24 protein-coding genes and 1 pseudogene are annotated in these 25,239 nt (G+C 63.0%); 16 read left to right on the forward strand and 9 right to left on the reverse strand.

The features are described from left to right. Positions 1-61: 61 nt before the first annotated feature. Positions 62-1,909 (reverse strand): DNA primase, encoded by a 1,848-nt coding sequence (dnaG, locus tag HKD27_RS07620; protein ID WP_194689078.1) that lies wholly within the window; start codon positions 1,907-1,909, stop codon positions 62-64. A gap of 343 nt (positions 1,910-2,252) precedes the next feature. On the opposite strand from dnaG, the gene HKD27_RS07625 reads away from it, so the two are divergent. The 7 genes from HKD27_RS07625 to HKD27_RS07655 all read left to right on the forward strand — a co-directional run bounded on the left by HKD27_RS07625 (position 2,253) and on the right by HKD27_RS07655 (position 9,249). Continuing rightward, positions 2,253-3,491 (forward strand): NAD(P) transhydrogenase subunit alpha, encoded by a 1,239-nt coding sequence (locus tag HKD27_RS07625; protein ID WP_194689079.1) that lies wholly within the window; start codon positions 2,253-2,255, stop codon positions 3,489-3,491. Then, positions 3,488-3,817 carry an NAD(P) transhydrogenase subunit alpha gene (locus tag HKD27_RS07630; RefSeq protein ID WP_041110778.1) on the forward strand — a complete coding sequence of 110 codons (330 nt, stop codon included), beginning with the start codon at positions 3,488-3,490 and terminating at the stop codon, positions 3,815-3,817. Before HKD27_RS07625 ends, HKD27_RS07630 begins: the two co-directional genes overlap by 4 nt. Then, entirely contained in the window at positions 3,814-5,235 is a 1,422-nt protein-coding gene (locus HKD27_RS07635) for an NAD(P)(+) transhydrogenase (Re/Si-specific) subunit beta (RefSeq protein WP_194689080.1), read from the forward strand. The genes HKD27_RS07630 and HKD27_RS07635 overlap by 4 nt, the downstream gene beginning before the upstream one ends. 19 nt (positions 5,236-5,254) lie before the next feature. Further along, complete coding sequence (gene adhP / locus HKD27_RS07640; RefSeq protein WP_194263585.1) at positions 5,255-6,286, forward strand: alcohol dehydrogenase AdhP; 1,032 nt, start codon at positions 5,255-5,257, stop codon at positions 6,284-6,286. A 25-nt stretch (positions 6,287-6,311) separates the two neighbouring features. Further along, positions 6,312-7,295: a zinc-dependent alcohol dehydrogenase family protein gene (locus HKD27_RS07645; protein ID WP_194689081.1), complete on the forward strand. Its 984-nt coding sequence runs from the start codon at positions 6,312-6,314 to the stop codon at positions 7,293-7,295. Between the two features lie 124 nt (positions 7,296-7,419). Further along, on the forward strand, positions 7,420-8,799 hold the full coding sequence (locus HKD27_RS07650; protein ID WP_194689082.1) for a sensor histidine kinase: 1,380 nt from the start codon (positions 7,420-7,422) through the stop codon (positions 8,797-8,799). A gap of 78 nt (positions 8,800-8,877) precedes the next feature. Next, positions 8,878-9,249 (forward strand): hypothetical protein, encoded by a 372-nt coding sequence (locus HKD27_RS07655; protein ID WP_062494940.1) that lies wholly within the window; start codon positions 8,878-8,880, stop codon positions 9,247-9,249. Between the two features lie 61 nt (positions 9,250-9,310). Here HKD27_RS07655 and HKD27_RS07660 read toward each other — a convergent pair whose 3' ends face one another. The 4 genes and pseudogenes from HKD27_RS07660 to HKD27_RS16640 form a co-directional block, all read right to left on the reverse strand. Beyond that, positions 9,311-10,273 (reverse strand): cation diffusion facilitator family transporter, encoded by a 963-nt coding sequence (locus HKD27_RS07660; protein ID WP_194689083.1) that lies wholly within the window; start codon positions 10,271-10,273, stop codon positions 9,311-9,313. 71 nt (positions 10,274-10,344) lie between these two features. Then, positions 10,345-10,758 (reverse strand): nuclear transport factor 2 family protein, encoded by a 414-nt coding sequence (locus HKD27_RS07665; RefSeq protein ID WP_194689084.1) that lies wholly within the window; start codon positions 10,756-10,758, stop codon positions 10,345-10,347. Between the two features lie 9 nt (positions 10,759-10,767). Continuing rightward, on the reverse strand, positions 10,768-11,172 hold the full coding sequence (locus tag HKD27_RS16635) for an NAD-binding protein (RefSeq protein WP_370544255.1): 405 nt from the start codon (positions 11,170-11,172) through the stop codon (positions 10,768-10,770). 6 nt (positions 11,173-11,178) lie between these two features. After that, positions 11,179-11,664: pseudogene (locus HKD27_RS16640) on the reverse strand (NAD(P)-dependent oxidoreductase); the annotation flags it as partial. A gap of 115 nt (positions 11,665-11,779) precedes the next feature. Here HKD27_RS16640 and HKD27_RS07675 point away from each other — a divergent pair. Next, entirely contained in the window at positions 11,780-12,559 is a 780-nt protein-coding gene (locus tag HKD27_RS07675; RefSeq protein ID WP_194689086.1) for a helix-turn-helix transcriptional regulator, read from the forward strand. 57 nt (positions 12,560-12,616) lie between these two features. Here the strand turns inward: HKD27_RS07675 and HKD27_RS07680 are convergent, their stop codons facing one another. Continuing rightward, positions 12,617-13,072, reverse strand: a complete 456-nt coding sequence (locus tag HKD27_RS07680; protein ID WP_041110791.1) for a GatB/YqeY domain-containing protein — start codon at positions 13,070-13,072, stop codon at positions 12,617-12,619. Positions 13,073-13,334: 262 nt separating this feature from the next. Between HKD27_RS07680 and carA the strand changes: the two genes are divergently transcribed. The 5 genes from carA (at position 13,335) to HKD27_RS07705 (ending at position 20,491) form a co-directional block, all read left to right on the forward strand. Continuing rightward, the gene (gene carA / locus HKD27_RS07685) at positions 13,335-14,711 is read left to right on the forward strand and encodes a glutamine-hydrolyzing carbamoyl-phosphate synthase small subunit (protein ID WP_194689087.1); all 1,377 of its coding nucleotides are present in this window, start codon (positions 13,335-13,337) and stop codon (positions 14,709-14,711) included. 3 nt (positions 14,712-14,714) lie between these two features. After that, on the forward strand, positions 14,715-17,969 hold the full coding sequence (gene carB, locus HKD27_RS07690) for a carbamoyl-phosphate synthase large subunit (RefSeq protein WP_194689088.1): 3,255 nt from the start codon (positions 14,715-14,717) through the stop codon (positions 17,967-17,969). 140 nt (positions 17,970-18,109) lie between these two features. Then, positions 18,110-18,598 (forward strand): hypothetical protein, encoded by a 489-nt coding sequence (locus HKD27_RS07695; protein ID WP_194689089.1) that lies wholly within the window; start codon positions 18,110-18,112, stop codon positions 18,596-18,598. 193 nt (positions 18,599-18,791) lie between these two features. After that, the gene (greA, locus tag HKD27_RS07700) at positions 18,792-19,265 is read left to right on the forward strand and encodes a transcription elongation factor GreA (RefSeq protein ID WP_062493804.1); all 474 of its coding nucleotides are present in this window, start codon (positions 18,792-18,794) and stop codon (positions 19,263-19,265) included. Further along, complete coding sequence (locus tag HKD27_RS07705; RefSeq protein ID WP_194689090.1) at positions 19,265-20,491, forward strand: threonine ammonia-lyase; 1,227 nt, start codon at positions 19,265-19,267, stop codon at positions 20,489-20,491. Before greA ends, HKD27_RS07705 begins: the two co-directional genes overlap by 1 nt. A gap of 3 nt (positions 20,492-20,494) precedes the next feature. Here the strand turns inward: HKD27_RS07705 and HKD27_RS07710 are convergent, their stop codons facing one another. The 3 genes from HKD27_RS07710 to msrB form a co-directional block, all read right to left on the reverse strand. Beyond that, positions 20,495-20,782, reverse strand: coding sequence for a DUF1330 domain-containing protein (locus tag HKD27_RS07710; RefSeq protein WP_062448882.1), 288 nt, complete (start codon positions 20,780-20,782; stop codon positions 20,495-20,497). Between the two features lie 81 nt (positions 20,783-20,863). Continuing rightward, complete coding sequence (upp, locus tag HKD27_RS07715; RefSeq protein ID WP_194689091.1) at positions 20,864-21,502, reverse strand: uracil phosphoribosyltransferase; 639 nt, start codon at positions 21,500-21,502, stop codon at positions 20,864-20,866. Then, positions 21,499-21,915, reverse strand: a complete 417-nt coding sequence (gene msrB / locus HKD27_RS07720) for a peptide-methionine (R)-S-oxide reductase MsrB (protein ID WP_194263597.1) — start codon at positions 21,913-21,915, stop codon at positions 21,499-21,501. The genes upp and msrB overlap by 4 nt, the downstream gene beginning before the upstream one ends. A 149-nt stretch (positions 21,916-22,064) precedes the next feature. Between msrB and HKD27_RS07725 the strand changes: the two genes are divergently transcribed. From HKD27_RS07725 to HKD27_RS07735, 3 genes are all read left to right on the forward strand, one after another. Beyond that, the gene (locus HKD27_RS07725; protein ID WP_062493812.1) at positions 22,065-22,256 is read left to right on the forward strand and encodes a CsbD family protein; all 192 of its coding nucleotides are present in this window, start codon (positions 22,065-22,067) and stop codon (positions 22,254-22,256) included. 114 nt (positions 22,257-22,370) lie between these two features. Further along, entirely contained in the window at positions 22,371-23,903 is a 1,533-nt protein-coding gene (gpmI, locus tag HKD27_RS07730; protein ID WP_194689092.1) for a 2,3-bisphosphoglycerate-independent phosphoglycerate mutase, read from the forward strand. Then, the gene (locus HKD27_RS07735; RefSeq protein WP_194689093.1) at positions 23,890-25,179 is read left to right on the forward strand and encodes a murein hydrolase activator EnvC; all 1,290 of its coding nucleotides are present in this window, start codon (positions 23,890-23,892) and stop codon (positions 25,177-25,179) included. The genes gpmI and HKD27_RS07735 overlap by 14 nt, the downstream gene beginning before the upstream one ends. Positions 25,180-25,239 lie beyond the last annotated feature (60 nt).

Below are 25,239 nucleotides of genomic sequence, written 5' to 3' on the forward strand. Positions count from 1 at the left end.
GGGAATAAAATTCGTTCCGGAAGCGTTTCTTCCGCTGTGGCGGAACAGTCTCCGCCACCCCTTATTCTCCGACCCTCTCTCCGCTTTTCAGGGCATCTCGAACCCGCAGCCGGGTCATGAGCGCATTGGGAAAACGAAGGCCGCTCTGCCCGTTCTCATCCACGAAAGGCTCCATGTCCCCTTCAATCACGGCCCGGGTCACGTCCTCTTCCAGGGTCCGCTCGAAGGTCTGGAAATTGACCAGGGCATAAAAATGCCACCAGCTTTCAATGACATCCACCTTCAGGATCTCGTCCTTGACCTTCCCGTCCCCCACACTGCGCGGCAACGGGCCGCCTTTCACCCTTCCTGCCAGATCCGCCAGCCCATGCTCCTCGAGCCAGGCCATGCAGCCCTCTTCCGTCAGAGCGTCCTGTTCCTCTTCCTGACAGGACCAGTCCAGCAGCGCCGAACGCAGACGGTCCAGTTCAGGCGTCAGATGCAGACCGCTATACGCCTGTTCCACTTCCGGAAGGATATCGGGATGGTGAAGCAGCATCGCCGTCATAATGTTCAGCCGCTCCAGATTTCCCGACTCCACATCGCGCATTGCCCCGGGCGCCTGCGTGGAGAGCGGCAGACTCTCGCCCCCCTTGCGCTGGAAGGTTTTCTTCCGCCGGAAGCGCGCAAAGAACATGTCCAGCAGCGTGCTGCGATATTCCGATGCCAGAGCCTTGTCCGGAATGAGCCGCGACAGCGCCACCAGCTTTTCACGCAAGGCTGCCCGCTGGTCCGGCCCCGGATCCACCAGTCCCACCGTCAGCAGCCCGAACAGTTCCTCCGCCATCGACGTCGCGCCGGACAGTGCCTCCTGCATGGCCCGAGGCCCCCGGCTACGGATCAGACTATCCGGATCATCCTTTGGGTCCAACCGGCAGAACCGGATCGTCCGCTCAGGCGACAGAAGGGGCAACGAAACCTCACACACCCGGAGCGCCGCCCGCGCCCCCGCCGCATCACCATCGAGACACAGGATCGGTGACGGCGACATGCGCCACAACAGTTCAAGCTGTTCCTCGCCCATCGCCGTCCCCAGAGGAGCCACAGCCCCGCCGAACCCCGCCTGATCCATGGCGATGACGTCCATATAGCCCTCGACCACCACGAGATCGGCCCCGCGATGCACGGCTTCGCGTGCCAAGTCGAGATTGAACAGCGTCCGCCGCTTGGAGAACAGGGCCGTCTCCGGGCCATTGAGATATTTGGGCTGCCCGTCCCCGAGCGTCCGGGCACCGAAGGACATCATGCGCCCCCGCCGGTCCCGGATCGGGAACGTCACGCGATTGAAGAACAGCTCCCCCTTCGGCGCCCCCTGCTCGTCCACGCGCATGACCCCGGCGCGGATCAGCATCTCGACCGTCACACCATGCGGTCGCAGTTCGTCCAGCAGTTGCCGCCCGTCGCCGGACCAACCCAGACCGAACCGCTCGATCGTCTCTTCCGTCAGCCCGCGTCCCCGCAGATAGGCCAGCCCCTCGCGTCCCTCCGGGCGGTACAACCGGCGGCGATAGCTCTCCTGCACGAGATTGAGCACGTCACCCAGCGACTGCGCTTCCCGGGCACGGGCTTCCGTCCGCGGGTCGGCTTTCGGAACCTCGAGTCCCGCCTCAGACGCAAGCTGCTCGACAGCTTCAGGGAAGCTGCGCCCTTCGCTCTGCATCACGTAGCTGATGGCATCGCCATGCACGCCGCAGCCGAAGCAATGGAAATGGTCGTCGTAAATGTAGAAGGACGGCGTTTTCTCGCCATGGAACGGACAGCAGGTTTTCCAGTTCCGACCGGACCTCACCAACTTGTTACGCCGCCCGATCAGCGACGGCAGCGGCGTCCGGTTCCGCAGTTCGTCGAGAAAAGCAGCATCAATTGCCATGGGCAGGAAGAGCCTTTCATGCGGGTTGGAAAGAAGGTCCACGAGCGCATACAGCGCCAGCCCTTCTGTTTAAAGGAAACTTTTTCCCGAAATCCACCATACTCCCTTTCCCGATGGAGCGCAGAAAAGTGACCGATCGGTCAGCCCTGTCACAGAATCATAATGACCGATCGGTCATTACGAATAATTTCCTTACAGATATAATTTCTCCCTTTTGATATCCATCAATGGTTTCCACCCCGAAGAAGCGTCATGGTGACGCTGAACGGGGCGCGGGCCCTCTTTGCTCAGCCTGCCCTTCGGCGACAGCCCGCGCCCGACGACAGACACAGGATCGCAACCAATGACTGTCAAGATTTCAGTCCTGAAAGAACGCGACGAAGGCGGGGAACGCCGCGTCGCCCTCATTCCTCAGGTCGCCGAGAAACTGGCCCCGCTGGGGATCACCTTCGCCATGGAAACGGGCGCAGGCGTTGCATCGTCCTACCCCGACAGCGCCTACAAGGACGTCACCTTCTCGCCGGACCGCAACGCCCTTGTCGCCGATGCCGACATCGTCCTCGCCGTCCAGCCGCCGACGCTGGAAACGGTAAAGGCCATGAAGCCCGGTGCCATTCTCATCGCCTTCATCTATGGCCGCAACAATCCGGATCTGGTGAAAGCATTGCGGGACGGGAAGATCACCTGTTTCGCCATGGAGCTGGTGCCCCGCATTTCCCGGGCACAGGCCATGGACGCCCTCTCCAGCCAGGCCACGCTGGCGGGCTATTACGCCGTCCTGATGGGCGCGGTGCACATGCCCAAGATCCTGCCCATGATGACCACGGCCGTAGGTTCCCTGCGCGCCGCACAGGTTCTGGTCATGGGCCTCGGCGTGGCGGGCCTTCAGGCTCTGGCAACCGCAAAGCGCCTCGGTGCCATCACCGAAGGCTATGACGTCCGCCCGGAGACCAAGGAAGAGGCGCAGTCGCTGGGCGCAAAATTCGTCGATACCGGCGTCGATGCCACCGGTCAGGGCGGCTATGCCCGCGAACTGACGGATGACGAGAAACAGAAGGTTCGCAAGGCGCTGAGCGACCATATCGCCCGCTCGGACCTGATCGTCACAACGGCCGCCGTCCCCGGCAAGCGCGCCCCCAGCCTGATCGACGCCGAACAGATCAAGGCCATGAAGCCCGGCGCCGTCATCATCGACCTTGGCGCGGAAGGCGGCGGCAACTGCGAAGGCACACAGGCCGGGCAGACCGTTCAGGTTGGCCCCACGACTATCGTCGGCCCCGTCAACGTTCCGTCCATGCTCGCCGAGCAGGCCAGCGAACTCTATTCCAAGAACATCATGCATCTGCTCCAGCAGATCATCACCAAGGACAAGGGTCTGGCGCCGGATTTCACCGACGAAGTCATCTCCGGCACCGCGCTGACGCATGGCGGCTACATCACGAATGACGGCATCCGCACCGCCGTGGATCCGAATTCGCCAGCCCCGCCCGCGCCTGCCCCCCCGCCTGTGATCGCACCCGCTGCCACTCCCGCGCCCACTGGCCCCGCCGCAAACGACGCAGGCAAGGAGACCGCAAAATGATCACCGCAATGACCTTCGTCATCGCCCTGTACATCTTCATGCTCGCGGCTTTCACGGGCTATGAGGTCATCAGCCGTGTCCCCTCCATCCTGCACACGCCGCTCATGTCCGGCTCGAACTTCGTACACGGCATCGTCGTCGTCGGCGCCCTCGGCGCACTGTTCAACGCGTCTTCCGTTCTCGAACAGGTGGTCGGCTTCCTGGGCGTCATGCTCGGCGCCGGCAACGTGGTCGGCGGCTATGTCGTGACCGACCGGATGCTGGCCATGTTCAAACCCAGCACGAAACCCGCAGCATCGGCTCCGGCATCAGGAGCCAAATCATGATCCTGCTCGCCTATATCGTGGCCCTCAGTGGCCTGATCGCTTCCGGCCTGCTGGTCTATGGCCTCAAGCGCATGTCCTCCCCCGTCACGGCCGTCTCCGGCATCGTGACCGCAGGCTGGGGCATGCTGTTCGTCGTCGCGGCCAGCTTCCTGCAGATCTTCAGCGTTTCTGACGCGGCCCAGCCCCATATCGTCGTGAACGTCATCCTCGCCGTGCTTGCACTGCTGATCGGTGGCGGCTGGGCCGGCTGGAAAGGCCGCAGCGTCGCCATGACCGCGATGCCGCAGATGGTCGCCCTCTTCAACGGCATGGGCGGCGGCGCTGCCGCAGCCGTGTCCGTCATCGCCCTCACCGGCCCGAAAGACACCGGCGTGGGCCAGCTCCTCGTCACCGTCGCAGGTGGCCTGATCGGCAGCATGTCGCTCTCCGGCTCGCTGATCGCCTGGGCCAAGCTCGATGGCCGCATGAACAAGCCGATCCGCTTCGGTGGACAGCGCATCGTCAATGCCGCCGTCTTCATGCTGACGATCCTGCTCGGCGTCATGGCCGTAGCCCAGTACCACCAGCCCGGCGATGGCCTGTTCGCCCTGCTGTTCTTCATCGGCGCGCTGCTCTGCGGCATCTGCATGACCGTCCCCATCGGCGGTGCCGACATGCCGGTCGTGATCTCGCTGTACAACGCCTTCACGGGCCTTGCCGTGGGCCTTGAAGGCTATGTCATGGCCGACCCGGCCCTGATGATCGCCGGTATGGTCGTGGGGTCGGCCGGTACGCTGCTGACGGTCATGATGGCCAAGGGCATGAACCGCTCCATCACCAACGTCCTGTTCAGCAATTTCGGTGAAGCCACCGCTGCCGCCGCCAGCGGCCCGCAGAAGGAAGCCAAATCCGTCAGCGCCAGCGATGCCGCGACCACGATGCGCTATGCCTCCACGGTCATCATCGTGCCGGGCTACGGTCTCGCCGTCGCACAGGCCCAGGGCAAGCTCTACGAGTTCGTCAAACTGCTCCAGGCTGCAGGCGTGGACGTGAAGTTCGCGATCCACCCCGTCGCCGGTCGCATGCCAGGCCACATGAACGTGCTGCTCGCCGAAGCCGGCGTGCCGTACGACATGATCTACGACATGGACGACATCAACGACAGCTTCGCCGACACCGACGTTGCCCTCGTCATCGGCGCGAACGACGTGGTGAACCCCTCCGCCCGGACGGACAAGTCGTCCCCGATCTACGGCATGCCGATCCTGAATGCCGACAAGGCCCGTCAGGTCTTCGTCATCAAGCGCGGCATGGGCATGGGCTATTCCGCCGTCCAGAACCCGCTGTTCTTCCAGGACAACTGCGCCATGGTCTTCGGCGATGCGCAGGCCGTGCTTTCCAAGATGGTGGAGGCCGTCAAGGGCCTCTCCGCATCGTAATCCAGAAGGAACCTTCCCCATGGCTGATACAATGCTTGCCGCCGTCGTTCGTGAATTCGGCAAACCGCTCACCATCGAGCGGCTGCCCATCCCGGATGTCCGCCCCAACCAGATTCTCGTGAAGGTCGATACCTGCGGCGTCTGCCACACCGACCTGCACGCAGCCCGCGGGGACTGGCCCTCCAAGCCCAACCCGCCGTTCATTCCCGGCCACGAAGGTGTGGGCCATATCGTCGCCGTCGGCAGTCAGGTCGATAATTTCGTCAAGGTTGGCGATGTCGTGGGCGTGCCCTGGCTCTATTCCGCCTGCGGCCACTGCGAACACTGTCTGGGTGGCTGGGAAACCCTCTGCGAAAAGCAGGACGACACCGGCTACACCGTCAATGGCTGCTTCGCCGAATATGTCGTGGCCGACCCCAATTACGTCGCGCACCTGCCTTCGACCATCGACCCGCTCCAGACCGCTCCCGTCCTGTGCGCGGGCCTGACAGTCTACAAGGGCTTGAAAATGACCGAGGCCCGCCCCGGCCAATGGGTCGCGATTTCGGGCGTCGGCGGCCTCGGCCAGATGGCCGTGCAGTATGCCATCGCCATGGGCATGAATGTCGTCGCCGTGGATATCGACGACGAGAAACTCGCCACGGCCAAGAAGCTCGGTGCATCCCTGACCGTCAACGCCAAGGACACCGATCCTGCAAAATTCATCCAGCAGCAGATCGGCGGCGCACATGGCGCCCTCGTCACCGCCGTCGGACGGACGGCGTTTTCGCAGGCCATGGGCTATGCCCGGCGCGGCGGCACCATCGTCCTGAACGGCCTGCCGCCCGGCGATTTCCCGGTCTCGATCTTCGACATGGTCATGAACGGCACCACCATCCGCGGCTCCATTGTCGGCACACGGCTGGACATGATCGAAGCCATGGATTTCTTCGCCCGCGGCAAGGTCAAATCCGTCGTCACCCCTGGAAAACTTGAAAACATCAATACGATCTTCGACGATCTGCAGAATGGTCGCCTCGAAGGCCGGACAGTGCTCGACTTCCGGTCCTGAACTACAAGCCACAGGAGAACACGCCATGTTCGCCATGCAGCTCAAAGCCCATCACACCCCTCTGGAATGGGTCGAACTCCCCGATCCCGAACCCGGCCCCGATGAAATCCGCATCCGGATCGGCGCCTGCGGCGTATGCCGGACGGACCTGCATGTCGTGGATGGCGAACTCCCGCACGCCACCCTCCCCATCATCCCCGGCCACGAAATCGTCGGCCGGATCGACAGGCTCGGCAGCAATGTCACCGGCCTGTCGGTGGGCGAGAGGGTCGGCGTGCCGTGGCTGGGGCATACCTGCGGGCACTGCTATTACTGCACGCACGGGATGGAAAATCTCTGCGACCATCCCCTCTTCACCGGCTTCACCCGCAATGGCGGCTACGCGACCATGACAGTCGCCGATGCCCGCTACGCCTTCCCGATGGGCGACAAGGGCGAAGACAAGGATCTCGCGCCCCTGCTCTGCGCCGGGCTGATCGGCTGGCGCTGCCTGAAAAAGGCCGGAGACGGCAAAAAGATCGGCCTCTACGGCTTCGGCGCCGCCGCCCATATCATCACACAGGTGCTGCGCTGGCAGAGCCGCGAGGTCTACGCCTTCACATCCCCCGGTGACACGCAGAAACAGGATTTCGCCCGCTCCCTCGGCGCCGTCTGGGCCGGTGGCTCGGACGAACTCCCGCCTGAACCGCTGGACGCCGTGATCCTGTTCGCCCCCGTCGGCGCCCTGCTGCCCGCAGGCCTCAAAGCCATCCGCAAGGGCGGCAAGGTCGTGTGCGGCGGCATCCACATGAGCGAAATCCCGGCCTTTTCCTACGACACGCTTTGGGAAGAGCGCGAAATCGTCTCCGTCGCCAACCTGACCCGTCAGGACGGTCTGGAGTTCCTGAAAATCGCCCCGGAAGTCGGCATCAAGGTGACCAACACGCCTTATGCCCTCAAGGACGCCAATCAGGCCCTCGATGACCTCCGGCACGGCCGTTTCGACGGTGCCGCCGTATTGCTGCCCTGATCCGCGCCAAAAGCAGGTTTCGGAAAGATGAATTTTCGGGATAAACGTCTCAAAGCGCGACCAAAAGTATCGCGCATGGATCCTGAAACCATCGCAATACTACGCGCTACCGTCAGAAAGAGATATGGGACAGACACAGACCGCCCCAGCCGACATGTTCTGTTCCGCCTTCGACCTGCTGCCTGATCTGATCTGCATGGAGCCCGTCAGCAACGCAGGCGCCATGCACTTCAACACGGCCTGGAAGCAGCAGGCCGCAGCCCTTGGCGTGCCACTCCCTTTTTCAGAGTGGCTCCCGGTCATTGTTCCCGCCGATCAGGCAGAGATCACCCGCATTCTCCGCGATACCACACCCTCAGACCGGCTCCGGAGCACAAGCTTCCGCATCCTGAACCCGGACGGACACGCCCGCTGGTTCCTTCTGCGCCTCGTCCAGCAGCTACCCCGCGTCGGAAATGATACAGGCCGCCTCCTCATCCTGACCGACATCCATGAGCAGAAACGTCGTGAGGTGGCCCTGCTTCAGAAGGCCGACATCCGCGACCGGATGCTCAATGTCAGCGTGGACTGCATCAAGGAAATCGCGAAAGACGGCACTCTGGTTCACATGAACACCGCGGGCTGCGAGGCCCTCGGCGTGGACAGCACCTCGGGCTTCGGCATGAGCTGGCTCGGCCTGCTCCCGCCGGAAGCGCATGTTCCCGGCGGCAAGGCCCTGAAGGACGCCGCCGAAGGACAGAACGTCCGCTTCATGGGGATCAGCCAGCTCCCCGGTGAGCCCGTCCGGCACTGGGACAACATGCTGACTCCGCTCCTGAACCCCGATCAGAGCGTCGAAGCCATTCTCTGCGTCTCGCGCGACGTGACGATCCAGCGCGAGCACGAACAGCAGATCGCCCTGCTGCTCAACGAGCTGAACCATCGCTCCAAGAACATGCTCGCCATCTTTCAGGCCCTGATCCGGCGCACCGTCCCCGACCCCACGGCCCCCTTCGTCAAAGTTCTGGAAGAGCGCATCACCTCCATCGCCCGCAGCCAGGACCTTCTGATCCACGGCGAATGGACGGGCGCCACGGTCCACGATGTCGTCACATCCCAGACCGCCGTGGCCGGCGATTTCCCCGCCACACGCCTGTGGATCGAAGGCGATCCGGAGCTTCAGTTCGTCCCCGACACTGCCGACCGCATCGGCCTTGCGATCTACGAACTGACAACCAACGCCATCAAATACGGCGCCCTGTCGAACGACACCGGGACCGTAACCGTCACCTGGGATCTGCACGACGAAGAGGACAAACCCGTCTTCCGGATGTGCTGGAAAGAGACCGGCGGCCCCACCGTCGCCAGACCCGAACGGCGCGGCTTCGGATCGATCGTCATCGAACACAATCCACGCTCGATCCCCGGCGCCAGCAGTTCCTGCTGCCATGACCCGGACGGCACCGTCTGGACCTTCAGCGCGCCGGCCGAAAACGTGGTGCGCTGCCCCTCCCGGTTGTTCTGAACGCCGGGTTGGGGCATGCTGGCAGCCGTCTCTGTGCTGCCGGGTGACCCGACAGCTTTGGAAAAACAGGAAGCACTCATGAAAAAGTACCTGATGCTTGCCGCCGCAGCCGGTCTGCTGGCAACGTCGATCACGACGGCCGAAGCAGAACCGGGTGGCTGCCTCAAATACGGCGCTGCCGGCGCTGTCGGTGGACATGTCGCCAACCATCACGGCGTCCTGGGCGCCGTGGGCGGCTGCGCGACCGGCATGTATGTGCGTCACCGTTACCGCAAGGAAGCCCGCGCAAAGGCCGCCCTGTACGACAAGGAACATCCGGGCGCGAAGGGCACCTACATCGAGAAGGCCACCGCCTACGATGTCGAGCACTCGACCTCCCCTGGCCAGATGAACAGCACGACCCAGCCGGGCGCTGCCGCTCCGGCTCCAGCCACGCAGCCGCAGCAGTAAAATCCTGCCAGTCCGTTACGGCTGACGGTGTCGGGCTCCCGAAAGGGGGCCCGATCTGCGTTCAGGGGTGCTGCACGGCAATATCCGGGGCACTGTCGCGCTTGTCCTGCGCCTCGACATACATCCGCAGCACCGACGGATACCGCGCTCGCGTCACCCGCTCCAGCGCCGACACTCCCTGCTCCACCTGCCCGGCGGTCAGCGTGTCGTCCCAGTCCAACGACAGCAGGACAATGATGCTCCTTGGCCCCCGCGTCTCGGTCACGACCTCATTGACCCCGATCACACCCGGAAGCTTCGCCGCCTGGGCCCGCACGAACGCATCGATTTCCGGACTGCTCTCCCCGACAAGCAGCGAGCGCGTCTCATTCGTCAGCAGCACCGCGACGATCACCAGAACGAGCCCGATCAGCAGCGACGCCACACCATCCAGAACATGCCACCCCGTCACGACGGACAGCACGGTAAAGACCAGCGCGATCATCAGACTGACCAGCGCCGCACCGTCCTCAAACAGCACGACGAAAAGCCCCGGATCGGTACTGCGACGGATTAGGGTCCATAGCGATCCCTTGCCCGAAGGCAGGGACTTCATGGCCGCCAGAAACCCGTAGCCCTCCATGCTGCCCGAAATCCCGAGGATGGCGACATTCAGCCACCAGCCGGGAAAGACATACCCCAGCACCCGGACCTGATCCATCGCAGCGGGATGCCAGACTTTCTCCCAGCCTTCATGCAGGGATGCGACCCCGCCGCCAATGAACAGCGCACCCGCCACCACCAGCGTCCAGAAATAAAGCTCCCGGTGATGCCCCAGCGGATGCTCCTTCGTCGCGGGAGCCGCAGCCCGCTTCATGCCCACCAGCAGCAGAAGCTGGTTACCGCAGTCGACAAAGGAATGAACCGTCTCCGCCAGCATCGCGGCCGAACCGGTCAGCAGAGCCGCCACACCCTTCACGCAGGCAATCGCAAGATTGACCCCCAGCGCAATGAAAACGACCTTCGTTGAACCACCTGCCGACATTCTGGCCTCATCCGCAAAACAGGATTTCAGAGTGAAGACCTGGCCGCCGCGCTGTCAAACCCTGCCCCACCCTATTGCAGGCTTCCCAGCGCATCATCGCCGTCATGGCCCTGCTGGACACGCGTCAGTTCATCCACAAGACAGAGCCGCCCGCCACGGAACTGATAGAACGCAACCACCCGGATCACGCTCCGCGCCCCCGACGGGCGGGTCGCCGAAGCCAGATGAACCGTCGCCGCCCGATCCGCCTCACAAACCAGATGCAGGATCTCGATTTCCAGAGACGAAAGCCCCTCCCGCAGAGCCAGTGCATGGGCGCGAAAATCCGCCAGCGTCATTTCCCGCCCATCCACAAGCTGGCGATAATCGGGCGTCATGAACGCCGTCAGCGCATCCAGATCGGACCCGAAATCCGTAAACATGGCGAACATGTCCCGAATGATCTTTTCCGGCGCATGATCGCCCGTCCCAACATTTCCTGACATGCCCGTCCCCTATTTCAGCCCGCTATCCTGCCGCGCCCGCTCCAGCAGCACGACAAAATCCCGCCCGGCATCCCCGGCACTGATCGCGCTCAGCAACCGGTCCCGCACCACCGAGGCATAAGGCAGCGGAACGGCATGCTCACCCCCGGCCTTGAGAAACATCTCCATGTCCTTGAGCCCCAGCGTCACCGGCGCGCCCGGATGATCGTATTCATGATCGACCATCAGCTTTCCGTAATTCTTGTGAACCGGCGCGTTGTAGAAACTGCCCGTCATGATCTCGAAAATCGCATGCGGATCCGTCCCGGCCTTTTCATTCAGCGCAAAGACTTCCGCCATCTGCTCGATCGTCGAATAGATCATGAAGTTCAGAGACAGCTTGGCCAGATTGGCCTGAACCGGGTCCTGCCCCACTTCGAAAATCTTCGACCCGAAACATTCCAGCAAAGGCCGCAGACGCGTCAGTGCCTCCTCCGCTCCCGCCGTCACCACGAACAGCTCACCCGCCTTCGCCGCCGGAGGGCGCCCGAGCACATTGGCACTGACATAACCCTGCCCGCGCTCCGCATGACCGTCCCGCAGACGGCGCGCCTGCTCTAGGGACAGCGTACTGCTGCACGCATGAATACCGCCCGGCGCCAGAGCCGTCGCGATGCCATGCTCTCCGAAGACAGCCTCTTCCGTGCTGGCATCATCGAACAGCATGGAGAACACGACCTCCACCTGCCGCGCCACATCCGCAGGCGTTTCGACAAAAACAGCCCCCTGCGCCACCAGATCATCCGCCTTCGCGCGTGTCCTGTTGGTCACGACAAGCTCATGCCCTCCCTTGAGAAGACGCTCCGCCATCGCATGTCCCATGGCCCCGAGGCCCACAAAGCCGACTTTCATGATCCTGATCTCCCGCTGAACACTCCGTGCAGAGCTTCAAACCCACCCGGAGACGACAGTTCTAGCGAAAGTCATTTTGGCGTTCTCACGCTCTCAGGCCATAGTTCGACTCATGTGCGCCAATTCCTTCATGACCCCTGCCGCCGCAGACCGTCCAGACGCCGAAACGCCATGGCTGCTTGGCGGACACATGAAGCAGGACACACGCCGGATCGCCGAACGCCACGCCCATGCACGCGGCCAGATCTTCGGCATCGAAAGCGGCGTCATGGCCATCCGCACCGAGCACGCCTACTGGCTGATCGGCCCCGGCCAGTGCCTCTGGCTCCCGCCCCGGCTCCTGCACGAAGCCCGTTCCCACGGAGCCGTCGCAGGCTGGAGCCTGTATGTCAGCGCAGCAAAATGCTCCGACCTGCCAGACGAACCCTTCCTCGCTGGCGGAACACGCCTCCTCACCGCTCTGGCAGACCGCCTCTCCCACGACGCCGACGAAACACGATGGGACGCCCAGATCAGCCGCCTCGCGGAATGCTTCTGGCACGAATTCCTGACCGCCCTGCGCGCCTCCGTGTCCCTGCCTTTCCCGAAAAGCGAACAACTCTGCCGCGTCGCTAACACCCTGAGCGACAATCCCGCAGATTCCCGCGACCAGAAAGACTGGGCCAAACTGGCCGCCATGTCGCTGCGCTCCTTCGTCCGTCATTTCACGCTTGAGACGGGACTGCCATTCTCCGTCTGGCGGCAGCGCCTGCGCATCCTGAACGCACAGGAAAAACTGGCACGCGGCGAGAGCGTGGCCAGTGTGGCACTGGACGTCGGCTATGAAAGCCTCGGCGCCTTCGCCACGGCCTTCCACAAAAACACGGGCTACCGGCCCAGCGATTACGCCAGGCTCTGCCGGACACCCTGAAAACAGAAAAGCCGCCCCCGAAGGAGCGGCTTCCCATCGTGCGACTTGATCGACGGATCAGGCCGAAAGATGCGCCTTCACCAGCGCACTGGCCTTCGCCGGGTCCAGATCCGCGCCAAAACGCTCCTTCAGCGCCGCCATGACCTTGCCCATGTCCTTCATGCCGGCCGCTTCCGTCTTCTTCACGGCGTCTTCGATCCCGGCCTTCAGCGTGGCTTCATCCAGCTCCGGCGGCAGGTAGGACTTGATCGTCGCAATCTCGCCCTCTTCCTTTTCCGCCAGCTCCGGACGGCCACCCTCACGATACATCGTGGCGGATTCCGTGCGGGACTTGATCATGGAGCGCAGGGCGGAAATGATGTCCGTATCCGTCACCTCGGCGCTCTTGGCACGGGCAGCAACGTCCAGATCCTTGATCTTGGCCGTGATCCCGCGGATCTGGGCCACCGTCTCGGACTGACCGGCCTTCATGGCTGTCTTGAGGTCGTCCATGATCTGCTTGCGAAGCGACATCGCCGTTCTCCTTACATCGGACAGCCCCTTGGAAACTCCCTCGGCGAGCCGTCCCTCATTCCTTGAATGGCGGCAAAATCGCACAAAAGCCGGTTTGCAACAATCCGGCAGCCCCTGTGGCCGCAAAACAAGCCATTCGGAAAAAACTTCCCACCCATCGCGATAACGCAAAACAGGCAGTGGGAAAAAACTTCCCATTCCGTTTCCGATCCCTTATTCAGAGGCCCCAGAAGTACATCCGGCAGCCAGCAACGGGGCGACCATGGACATCGACAGAATCATCGAAAAAGCCGGAGGCGCGGACGAAATTGCCGCTCTTGCCGGTGTCGGACTGGAAGCCGTCCGCAAGTGGCGCCAGTCCCGCATGGTCCCGACCAAGCACTGGCCAGCCCTGCTGCGCGTGCCGGGAATCGCCCTGCAGGATCTGACAGCAGACCTCACCACGACTGAAACCCAGCAAGAACAAGAAAGAGAGACGGACGTGTCCAATCCCTGCCCTCCCGGCGCCAACGCCGCCCTTGTCCTTGCCGATGGGACGGTCCTGTGGGGCCGTGGCTTCGGTGCCCATACGGAAGGCGCCGTCGGAGAACTCTGCTTCTCCACCGGCATGACCGGCTATCAGGAAACCCTGACCGACCCGTCTTTCGCTGGCCAGATCGTGACCTTTACCTTCCCGCATATCGGCAATGTCGGCACGAACACCGATGACAACGAGGCCCCGAAGATGGCCGCCCTCGGCGCCGTCGTGAAGGAAGACATCACCGCCCCGGCAAGCTGGCGCTCCCACGAGCCTTTCGCCGCATGGCTCCGCGATCACGGTCGTGCCGGCATCAGCGGCATCGACACACGCGCCATCACCCGCACCCTGCGCGACAACGGCCCGCAGACCGCCATCCTCGCCTTCCCGGAAAACGGCCGTATCGACACGGACAGCCTGCTGAACCGCGCCCGCCAGTGGCCCGGCCTCGAAGGCATGGACCTCGCCAAGGAAGTGACACGCCCCAAGCGCGTCTGGACCGAAGGTGTGTGGCACTCCACAAAGCCTGTGCGCGAGAACCGCCGCCGCGTGGTCGCAATGGACTATGGTGCCAAGGACAACATCCTGCGCTGCCTCGTGACCGCCGGCTGTGACGTCACCGTCCTGCCCGCCACGGCCACCGCCGAAGATATCCTGGAACTCAAGCCCGAAGGCGTGTTCCTCTCTAACGGCCCCGGCGATCCGGCCGCGACCGGCACCTATGCCGTCCCCGCCATCCGCAAGGTGCTGGACGCAAACGTGCCCGTCTTCGGCATCTGCCTCGGCCATCAGCTTCTCGCACAGGCTCTGGGCGGCAAGACCTACAAGCTGGAGCGCGGCCATCGCGGCGCCAACCAGCCGGTCAAGGACGTCGAAACCGGCCGCGTGGAAATCACCAGCCAGAACCACGGTTTCGCCGTGGACGAGAAGTCCCTGCCCGCGGATGTGAAGGTGACGCATGTGAGCCTGTTCGACGGCTCTAACGAAGGCATCGCCTCGACCACGAAGGACGCCTTCTCCGTCCAGTACCACCCCGAGGCGAGCCCCGGCCCGTCCGACAGTTTCTATCTTTTCGAGCGTTTCGTCGCGGTCATGGACCGTCGCGCTAAAGCAGGAGCCTGAGCCATGCCAAAACGGACAGACATTTCGTCCATCCTGATCATCGGCGCCGGCCCGATCGTCATCGGACAGGCCTGCGAATTCGACTATTCCGGCGCACAGGCCTGCAAGGCCCTGCGTGAGGAAGGCTATCGCGTCATCCTGATCAACTCGAACCCCGCCACCATCATGACCGACCCCGGCCTGGCGGACGCGACCTATATCGAGCCGATCACCCCGGAATTCGTCGAGCGCATCATCCTCAAGGAAAAGCCCGACGCCGTCCTGCCGACGATGGGTGGCCAGACCGCCCTGAACGCCGCCATGGCGCTCGACAAGTCCGGCTTCCTCAAAAAGCACAACGTGGAACTGATCGGCGCCGATGCGGAAGTCATCGACCGCGCGGAAGACCGTCAGAAGTTCCGCGAAGCCATGGACGAGATCGGGATCGAAAGCCCCCGCAGCACCATCGCCCATACGCTGGAAGAAGCCCGCGCGGCACTGGCCGATGTCGGCCTGCCCGCCATCATCCGCCCGTCCTTCACCATGGGCGGCGCTGGCGGCGGCATCGCCTATAACCGTGAAGAGTTCGACCAGATCGTCACAGGCGGCCTCGATGCCTCGCCGACGACCGAAGTCCTGATCGAAGAATCCGTCCTCGGCTGGAAAGAATACGAGATGGAAGTGGTCCGCGACACCGCGGATAACTGCATCATCATCTGCTCCATCGAGAACATCGACCCGATGGGCGTCCATACCGGTGACTCCATCACCGTCGCCCCCGCCCTGACGCTGACCGACAAGGAATACCAGCGCATGCGGGACGCCTCGATCGCGTGCCTGCGCAAGATCGGCGTCGAGACCGGCGGCTCCAACGTGCAGTTCGGCGTCAACCCCGCCGATGGCCGTCTGGTTGTCATCGAGATGAACCCACGCGTGTCGCGTTCCTCAGCACTCGCCTCGAAGGCCACCGGCTTCCCGATCGCCAAGATCGCCGCCAAGCTGGCCGTCGGCTACACGCTGGACGAACTCAAGAACGACATCACGAAAACGACCCCGGCCTCCTTCGAGCCGACGATCGACTATGTCGTCGCCAAGATCCCCCGCTTCACTTTCGAGAAGTTCCCCGGCTCTCCGGCGCTCCTCTCGACGTCCATGAAGTCGGTCGGTGAAGCCATGTCGGTTGGCCGCTCCTTCGCCGAAGCCATCCAGAAGGGCCTGCGCTCTATGGAAACGGGCCTCACCGGCCTCGATCCCGTCGAAGCCCCCGGCGACGGTTCGCACAACGCCTATCTCGCCGCTCTGGCCGAGCCGCGCCCCGAGCGCATCCTGATGGCCGCACAGGCCCTGCGCGCAGGCTTAAGCGTCGAGCAGATAAACGAAGCCTGCAAGTTCGAGCCGTGGTTCCTCCGCCAGCTCGAAGACATCGTGACGTCCGAGCGCGAGATCGAAAAGACCGGCCTGCCGAAGGACGCCTACAATCTGCGCCGCCTCAAGGCCCAGGGCTTCTCCGACGCCCAGCTCGCCCGCCTCTCGGGCCGGAGCTTTACGGATGTCGCAGCCCTGCGTGAAAAGCTGGCTGTCACGCCGGTCTATCGCCGGATCGACACCTGCGCTGCCGAATTCGCTTCCGACACGCCCTACCTGTACTCGACCTATGAAGGCGGCTTCGGCACCCCCGACTGTGAAAGCCGCCCGACGAACCGCGACAAGATCGTCATCCTCGGCGGTGGCCCGAACCGCATCGGTCAGGGCATCGAGTTCGACTATTGCTGCGTCCATGCCGCCTACGCCCTACGCGAAGCCGGTTTCGAGACGGTCATGGTCAACTGCAACCCCGAGACGGTCTCGACCGATTACGACACCTCGGACCGCCTGTATTTCGAGCCCCTGACCGCCGAGGACGTGATCGCCCTGATCCGCACCGAAGCCAAGGGCGGCAAGGTTCTGGGCTGCATCGTGCAGTATGGCGGCCAGACCCCGCTCAAGCTGTCCCGCGCGCTTGAAGAAGCCGGCATCCCGCTGCTCGGCACGCCGGCCGACGCGATCGACCGCGCCGAAGACCGCGAGCGCTTCCAGGCCATGCTCCGCAAGCTCGGCCTGCGCCAGCCCCGCAACGGCATCGCCCGCAGCCCGACGGAAGCCGAAAAGATTGCGGAAGAGGTCGGCTATCCGGTCGTCGCCCGCCCGTCCTACGTTCTGGGCGGCCGTGCGATGGAAATCGTCTATGACAAGCCCGGCCTCAAGCGCTACCTCAACGAGGTCCTGCGTGCCGCCGGCCCCGAAGTCTCGACCGGCCCCGTCCTGCTCGACCACTATCTTAACGACGCGATCGAAGCGGACGTGGACTGCATCTGCGACGGTGAGAACGTCTATGTCGCAGGCGTCATGGAACACATCGAGGAAGCCGGCATCCATTCCGGTGATTCCGCCTGCTCCCTGCCGCCCTACACGCTCTCTCCCGCACTGGTAACGGAACTGCGCTCGCAGACCGAAGCCATGGCCCGCGAACTGGGCATCCGCGGCCTGATGAACGTCCAGTACGCCATCAAGGATCAGGAAGTCTTCGTCCTCGAAGTGAACCCCCGTGCCTCCCGGACCGTGCCGTTCGTCGCCAAGGCCACCGGCGTTCCGGTTGCCAAGATCGGTGCCCGAGTCATGGCCGGTGCGAAGCTGACCGAGTTCCAGCTCGATGGCGGTGCGGTCTCTCCGCATGTGGCGGTCAAGGAAGCCGTGTTCCCCTTCCATCGCTTTGCCAATGCCGACACGATCCTCGGCCCGGAAATGCGGTCCACGGGCGAAGTCATGGGGCTGGATTCCAGCTTCGAGCGCGCCTTTGCCAAGTCGCAGCTTGCAGCCGGCGTGACGCTGCCACTTTCGGGCACGGTGTTCCTCTCCGTCCGCGACAGCGACAAGGCGCATGTCCAGCCGCTGGCCCGCAAGCTGGTCGCCATGGGCTTCACGATCCTCGCCACCAGCGGCACGGCGTCCCGTCTGGAAGCCGCCGACATTCCCGTAAAGCGCGTGAACAAGGTGATGCAGGGCCGTCCGAACTGCGTGGATTCCATCCGCTCGGGTGACGTGCAGATGGTCATCAACACCTCGCAGGGAGGTCAGGCCGCGCAGGACAGCTACGAAATCCGTCGCAGCGCCCTGACCATGGGCATCCCGCATTACACGACGATCGCAGGCGCCCGTGCCGCGACCTACGCCATCGCGGTCCTGAAGGAAGACAATCTGGGCGTCGCCCCGCTCCAGTCCTACTTCAAGGGCGCGTTCTGATCCTATCAACACCCTTCCGGCCCAGCTGTCCCACAAGGGGATCACAGCCTTTCCGGAAGGGGTCATCGGACTTGTCGCGCAAAGGAGGGAGCGGATAGTCTGGATGCCCCGCAACTCCACTCTCCATGCAGGACATCACGATGCTCAGGCTCGCCATCAGCGGTTTTCCGCTTCGGACCGATCTTATGGTCTATCTAGCGGTTGCGGCCCTGGCGGCCATCGAGATCGGGCTGTGGCTGACACTCCCCACACCGATGCTCTGGATCTTCTTTATCGGCGTCCTCTTCATCCAGTTCAGATTGCTGAAGCGCTGCCTTGCAGGCGACCATTTCATCGCCGGTCCAGCCGGACTGTCATTTCTGGTCATCGTCCTGATCCTCGATCATTTTCATCAGGGCGTGATTTCGTCGCATGAACTGATGCGACACTACCTGTCCCATGGCGTCATCCACAGCAACAATCCCCATGCCCATGGCGTTCCCGACCTGTGGGATACCAATGAGACATCCGTGCATATCGGGATGGGACAGCGGTTTCTCATCAGCGTGAAAATGGCCATTTTCTTTGCAGCCGGACTCGCCGCCTGTTTTGGCTGGCTGGTCCTGAGCGAACGCCAGAAGAAAGCCTGATCTTACACAGACTGCCTCTCGCCGGACCTGCATTTTCACTCAGCGCAGCCCATGAGCCACCCCGGCCTGTGGGAACAGCATCAGGCCTGACATACACAGGCATCATACCGCCCCACCTTGCAAAAAACCCCGGCAAACCCTAGGTTGTCTGGCTTCATCATAATTTCAGTCACGCTTTTTCGAGGATTTCAGAGTGCAGAAGATCCCCATGACCGCGAAGGGACAGCAGCGTCTCGAAGACGAGCTGCGGACCCTCAAGAGCGTTGACCGCCCGGCCGTCATCCGTGCCATTGCAGAAGCCCGCGAACATGGTGACCTGTCCGAAAACGCCGAGTACCACGCCGCCCGTGACCGCCAGTCCTTCATCGAAGGCCGCGTCCTGGAGCTGGAAGGCATCATCTCCAATGCCGAGGTGATCGACCCTTCGACGCTGACCGGAACGCGCGTCCGTTTTGGCGCGCATATCGAACTCGTCGACGAAGAGACCGACAAGGAAGCCCTGTACCAGATCGTTGGCGTTCATGAGGCCGACATCAAGCAGGGCCTGATCTCGATTTCCTCGCCTCTGGCAAAGGCCCTGATCGGCAAGGATGTCGGTGACACTGTCTCCGTACCCGCCCCCGGTGGCGACCGGACCTATGAAATCCTCAAGGTCTCATATCGCTGATGTCTGACGTCCTGGCGTCCCCTCCCCCTGTCGTAACCATCGCGGATATCGAAAGCGCCCATGAGCGCATCGCATCCACGGTAGTCCGCACGCCGACGATTTCCTGTCCCGCACTGTCCAAGCTGACAGGCGCGGAAATTACGCTCAAGCTCGAAAACCTTCAGGCGATCGGCTCCTTCAAGGAGCGTGGAGCGGCCAACAAGATGGCCCTCCTGACGCCGGAAGAGCGGGCACGCGGCGTCATTACCGTCTCGGCAGGCAATCACGCACAGGGTGTGGCCCGTCAGGCCAGTCTTCTCGGCATCGATGCAACCATCGTCATGCCGCGCTTCACGCCGGCCACCAAGGTCGCGGCAACGCAGGCCTGGGGCGCGAATGTCGTGCTCGCGGGAGACGATTTCGCGCAGGCCAGCGAGACCGCTACCGAGCTTCAGAAGCAGGACGGCCGCGTTCTCGTCCACCCGTTCAATGATCCGGCCGTCATCGCCGGTCAGGGCACTGCGGCGTTGGAGCTTCTGGAAGATGCTCCGGGCATCGATACGGTTGTCGTGCCCGTGGGTGGCGGTGGCCTGATCGGTGGATTTGCGACCGTCATGGCTGCACTTCGCCCCGATGTCGAGGTCATTGGCGTACAGGTAGAGGCCTATGCGTCCCTGTCAAACTACCCGCAGGAAGACGGCCCGACGCAGGGCGGCTCAACCATTGCGGAAGGTATTGCAGTCACAAGGCTTGGCGATCACTGCCTGAACGCCTTTCGCAACAGGATCTCGAAGATCCTTGTCGTCAGCGAGCTTCAGGTCGAAAGCGCTATCACGACGCTGGCCGAAAAGGCCAAGCAGGTCTGTGAAGGTGCAGGCGCTACCGGTCTCGCGGCCGTTCTGGCCTATCCGGAGCTGTTCAAAGGACGCCGCGTTGCCCTGCCGCTGTCGGGCGGCAACATCAACGCCCGTATCCTTGCCAACACGATCCTGCGCTCCCTGCTCCGGGATGGACGGATCCTGCGGCTGATCTTCCAGATCCCCGATCGTCCGGGCATGCTGGCTGACATCTCGGCCCGCATCGGCAATTACGGCGGGAACATCATCGAGGTCTCCCATCACCGCCTGTTCGCGTCCCCGTCCGTTCAGACGGCAGAACTGCTGGTGATGGTGGAAGCCCGCGACACCGAACATGCCCACCAGATCGAGACCGATCTGGCGCGGCATTACATCGTCCGGCGCGACTGATTTTCAGAGACCGTCCACGATAACGACGTTGTAAGGCCCGGCTTTCCAGCGATGCGCGGCAGCCTTCTGGTAGGCCGGACTTTCATACCAGGCCCGGGCCGAGGCCGCGTCCGGAAACTCGATAATCACGACACCATCAGGCTCGGTGCCTTCGAGTTTTTCCTGCTTGCCATAGGCAGCGAGGATTTTGGCCGGAAATCCCTTGAAGGTTTCCCCAACCACTTCCGAATATTTCTGGAATTCGGCCGGGTCGGTCAGTTTTTCACGAATGAATACAGCATAGGCAGGCATGGAACGCTCCCTTCTGGATGAGCCTCCATACCCGCCACAAAACCGCGGAAGTTTCAGCACACAAGAGCGTGTGCCGCAGCCTCAGCGCGTACCGAACAGACGGTCACCCGCATCGCCGAGGCCCGGAACGATATAGCCGTGTTCGTCCAGATGGCTGTCGATGGAGCAGGTCACGATCTGCACATCGGGGTGCAGTCCCTGCACATGGGCAATCCCTTCCGGCACGGCCAGCAGGCAGGCGAAAACCGGATCCTTGGCACCAGCCGCCTTCACGCGGGTAATGGCCGCAGCGGCGGAATGTCCGGTTGCCAGCATCGGATCGAGCACAATGCAGGTCCGTCCCGGAACATCGCTGGGCATGTTGAAGTAGTATTCGCTGACTTCCAGCGTCTCGTGATCCCGGCGCAGACCGATATGTCCGACCCGGGCGGACGGCACCAGATCCAGCATCCCATCCAGCAGACCGTTTCCGGCACGCAGGATGGAGACGAAACACAGCTTCTTGCCGTCCAGTTCCTCCCCTTCCATCGGGCCGCTCGGCGCCTCGATATGCCGCGGCGCCAGCGACAGATTGCGCGTGGCTTCATAGGCCAGCAGCAGGCTGAGTTCGCGCGTCAGGCGGCGGAACCCGGCCGTGGAGGTATTGCGGTCACGCAGACGGGTCAGCTTGTGGCGCACCAGCGGGTGGTCGAGGACGATAGGCGGCAGCGCCTGACTCATGCTTTTTCTCCTTCGGCCGGGCGGAAATCGAGCGCCAGACCGTTCATGCAGTAACGAAGTCCCGTAGGCGGCGGACCATCGGGAAAGACATGCCCCAGATGGCCCTTGCAGTTCGCGCAATGGACTTCGGTGCGGACCATGCCATAGCGGCTGTCCTGCGTGGTTTCGACGCCATCCGGCAGAGCCTGGAAAAACGAGGGCCAGCCACTGCCGCTATCATATTTCATTTCCGAAGCAAAAAGCGGGCGCCCGCAGGCTGCACAGGCATAAATCCCCGCGCGCTTCTCGTCGTTGAGGGGGCTGGAGCCGGGACGTTCCGTTCCGTGTTCGTGAAGGATACGCCGCTGTTCCGGTGTCAGGCCAACACCGCAGCCACTGCCGGTCTGCCCGTTCGGGCCGCAACTCTGGGTCATGCTGGTTCTCCGGAAAATCTGAAAGGCGTCTTCTGACGATGTATGAAAGCGCGGCCGTATTTTGTCACGCATCTTAAACTGTCCTGGCGCAACCCGACGCAGAGACGCCCGTTAGGGATTGTACAACATCAAGACGGAAGGATCCGGTCATGAGTTCTATCGAAGACAAGATCAAGGGCGTTGCCAATCAGGTGACCGGCAAGATCAAGGAAGAAGTCGGACATCTGACGAACGACAAGGAACTTGAAGGCGAAGGTGTGGCCCAGAACCTCAAGGGCAAGGTCCAGAAGACCACGGGCGACGCCAAGGATGCGGTCAAGAGCGGCATCGACAAGCTCTGAAGCCTGTTCCGATCACAATGCAACGCCCGCCCTCATGGCGGGCGTTCGCATTTGTGGGGAATGATGGCATGATGGGCAACAGTCCCATTCCTCCTTTCCTGCAGGAGACATCCCATGTCCGCATCCTCGACACCCCGCCCCGTCATGCTCGTCATTCTCGACGGCTTCGGCTGGCGCGAGGATGAGTCCGACAATGCGGTCCGTCTCGCAAACACTCCGACTTTCGACACCCTCTGGGCCACAAGCCCTCACGCCTTCCTGAAAACCTCGGGCGAGGATGTTGGCCTGCCGGACGGGCAGATGGGCAATTCCGAAGTCGGACATCTAAATATCGGCGCCGGCCGTGTCGTGATGCAGGAACTCCCCCGCATCTCCCGCAGCGCCCGGGACGGCTCCCTGGCACAGAACCCCGCACTTCTGGAGTTCATCGCTGCTCTGAAGGCATCTGGCGGAACCTGCCACCTCATGGGCCTGATCTCGCCCGGCGGTGTACATGCCCATCAGGATCATGTGGTCGCACTTGCGAAAATCGTCAGCGCGGCGGGTGTGCCCGTGGCCGTTCACATCTTCAGCGATGGCCGCGATACGGCGCCGCGCTCGGGTGAGGACTTCATCGGGAAATTCCTGAAGGACCTGCCTGACAGCGTGCAGATCGCAACGCTGAGCGGCCGTTATTACGCCATGGACCGGGATCGCCGCTGGGAGCGCGTCGCCCTCGCCGTCGAGGCCATCCGGGACGCAAAAGGCCCCCACGCGAAGGACGCTCTCTCGGCCCTTCAGGCCAGCTACGCCAGCGACAAGGGAGACGAATTCGTTCTTCCCACCGTTCTGGGCGATTATGCCGGCATGAAGGACGGGGACGGCATTCTGGCCTGCAATTTCCGTGCAGACCGGATCCGTCAGCTTCTGGACGTCCTCGTCCTGCCGGATTTCGCGGAGTATGACAGCGGCCGGAAGGTGAAATTCGCAGCCGTCTGCGGCATGTCGCGCTATTCCGATCATCTGGCACCTTACATGAGCATCCTGTTCCCCAAAGTGCCGCTTGAGAATCTGCTGGGAGACGTGGTGGCCAAGGCAGGGCGGACCCAGCTCCGCATGGCCGAAACGGAGAAATATCCGCACGTCACCTACTTCCTGAACGGGGGCCGCGAAGTCCAGTTCGAAGGTGAAGAGCGCATTCTGGTCCCCTCACCCAAGGTCGCGACCTACGATCTGCAGCCCGAGATGTCCGCCCCTGAACTGACGGACAAGGCCGTTGCCGCCATCGAAAGCGGCAAATTCGACATGATCGTCCTGAACTTCGCCAATCCGGACATGGTCGGCCATACCGGCTCCCTGTCCGCCGCCATCAAGGCCTGCGAGACGGTCGATCAGGGGCTGGGCCGCATCAATGACGCCATTGTCAAAGCGGGCGGCGTTCTGCTCGTCACCGCCGATCATGGCAACTGCGAAACCATGCGGGACCCCGTGACAGGCGGCGCACACACGTCCCACACGCTCAACGTGGTGCCCGTCATCCTGGCGCATGCCGAGGGGGAGACCATCCATGACGGCCGTCTGGCCGATCTGGCACCGACCATGCTGGCACTGATGGGCGTGAAACAGCCTGACGCGATGACGGGTGTCTCCCTGCTTGAAAGCGCCTGATCCGCGATATCTCCTGCCGCTCGCCCTGCTCCTGTCGCCTGCCTGGGCGACAGCACGGCATGCGTCTCATCATCACCTCCAGCATACGGGAAAACCGGCGGCCGCCGCGCCCAGCGAGGGCCAGAAAGCCCTTGCCCGCGCCCAGGCCGCGCGACGGGCGCTGGAAAAACGGCAGGCGGATGAAGCAGCAGCCCTGAAAGCAAAACAGATTGCCTCGGCACAGGCCGAAGCAAAGGCGAAACAGGACAGTGCACGCACTCTCGCCTTCACGGCCCAGACCCACACGGCCCAGTCCGCCGTAGATACGACCCAGAGCCACATTCTTGCACTCAAGGCCAGTATTGCGGAACTGATGGACAAGCGGACGGCTGTCGAAGCGGATATCCGCCAGCAGAATGCCGCACTGCAACCGCTGCTTCCCGTCGCAGCACGCCTGTCCATCGCACCGGATGCCGCACTGCTGGCCTCTCCGGAAACAGCGTCGGAAAGCGTCACCGCGCTCTCCGTCCTCGGTGGCTTCTCGCGCCTGACGCAGCAACGTGCCCAGGCGCTTCAGTCGCGCGAAGACGAACTGCATGCAATCGGCATTGATCTGGACAACCGGCAAAAAGAACTAGCAGATCTCCTCGCGCAGCAGACCCGCGAGCGCAATGCGGCCGCAGCCCGGACCCGAATTGCGGCACGGCAGGAAGCCGTCGCGGATCAGGGCGCCCAGAAGGCTCGCAAGGCCGTGGCCGACGCCATGCAGGCCGCAGCGGATCTGTCCGCTGAAATCGACGCGCTTGTCCGGCAGGAAGCCCAGGCCCGCGCCGAGCTGGAAAAGGAAGCCGCCGCCCTGACCCGTCAGCACCAGCTCGAACGCGCCCGCCATGCACGGTCGCAGGCCCAGGCGCTCTCTTCGGCCGGACAGGGCGTTTCCAGCGGCAGTGGTCACGCCCCCGTCTCAGGCCATATCGCCGTCCGCTGGGGCCAGACGACCGAAGCCGGTCCCGCAACCGGCATTACCTACGCCGCCCTCTCTTCGGCGCCCGTACAGGCCCCCTGCACGGGCCGAGTCGAATTTGCAGGCCCCTTCCGCTCCTTCGGACAGATGCTGATCCTCGACTGCGGACGGAATTACCGCTTCGTGCTTTCCGGACTGGGACAGCTGAATGTTTCGGGTGGCCAAAGCATCAGGAAAGCTGCCACACTGGGCCAGATGCCTGCTTCCGACGGAATGCTTTTTGTCCAGCTCCGGCATGGTACGCAGGTTGTCAGTCCCGCTCCTTTCCTCTGATCCGGTTTGCCGAGCGCGTCTGACCTTGTAGGATCGTTTCTTAATAATTTGGCAACCCGA

This window comes from Gluconobacter sp. R75690 (assembly GCF_015244525.1).
Taxonomy (GTDB): Bacteria; Pseudomonadota; Alphaproteobacteria; order Acetobacterales; family Acetobacteraceae; genus Gluconobacter; species Gluconobacter potus.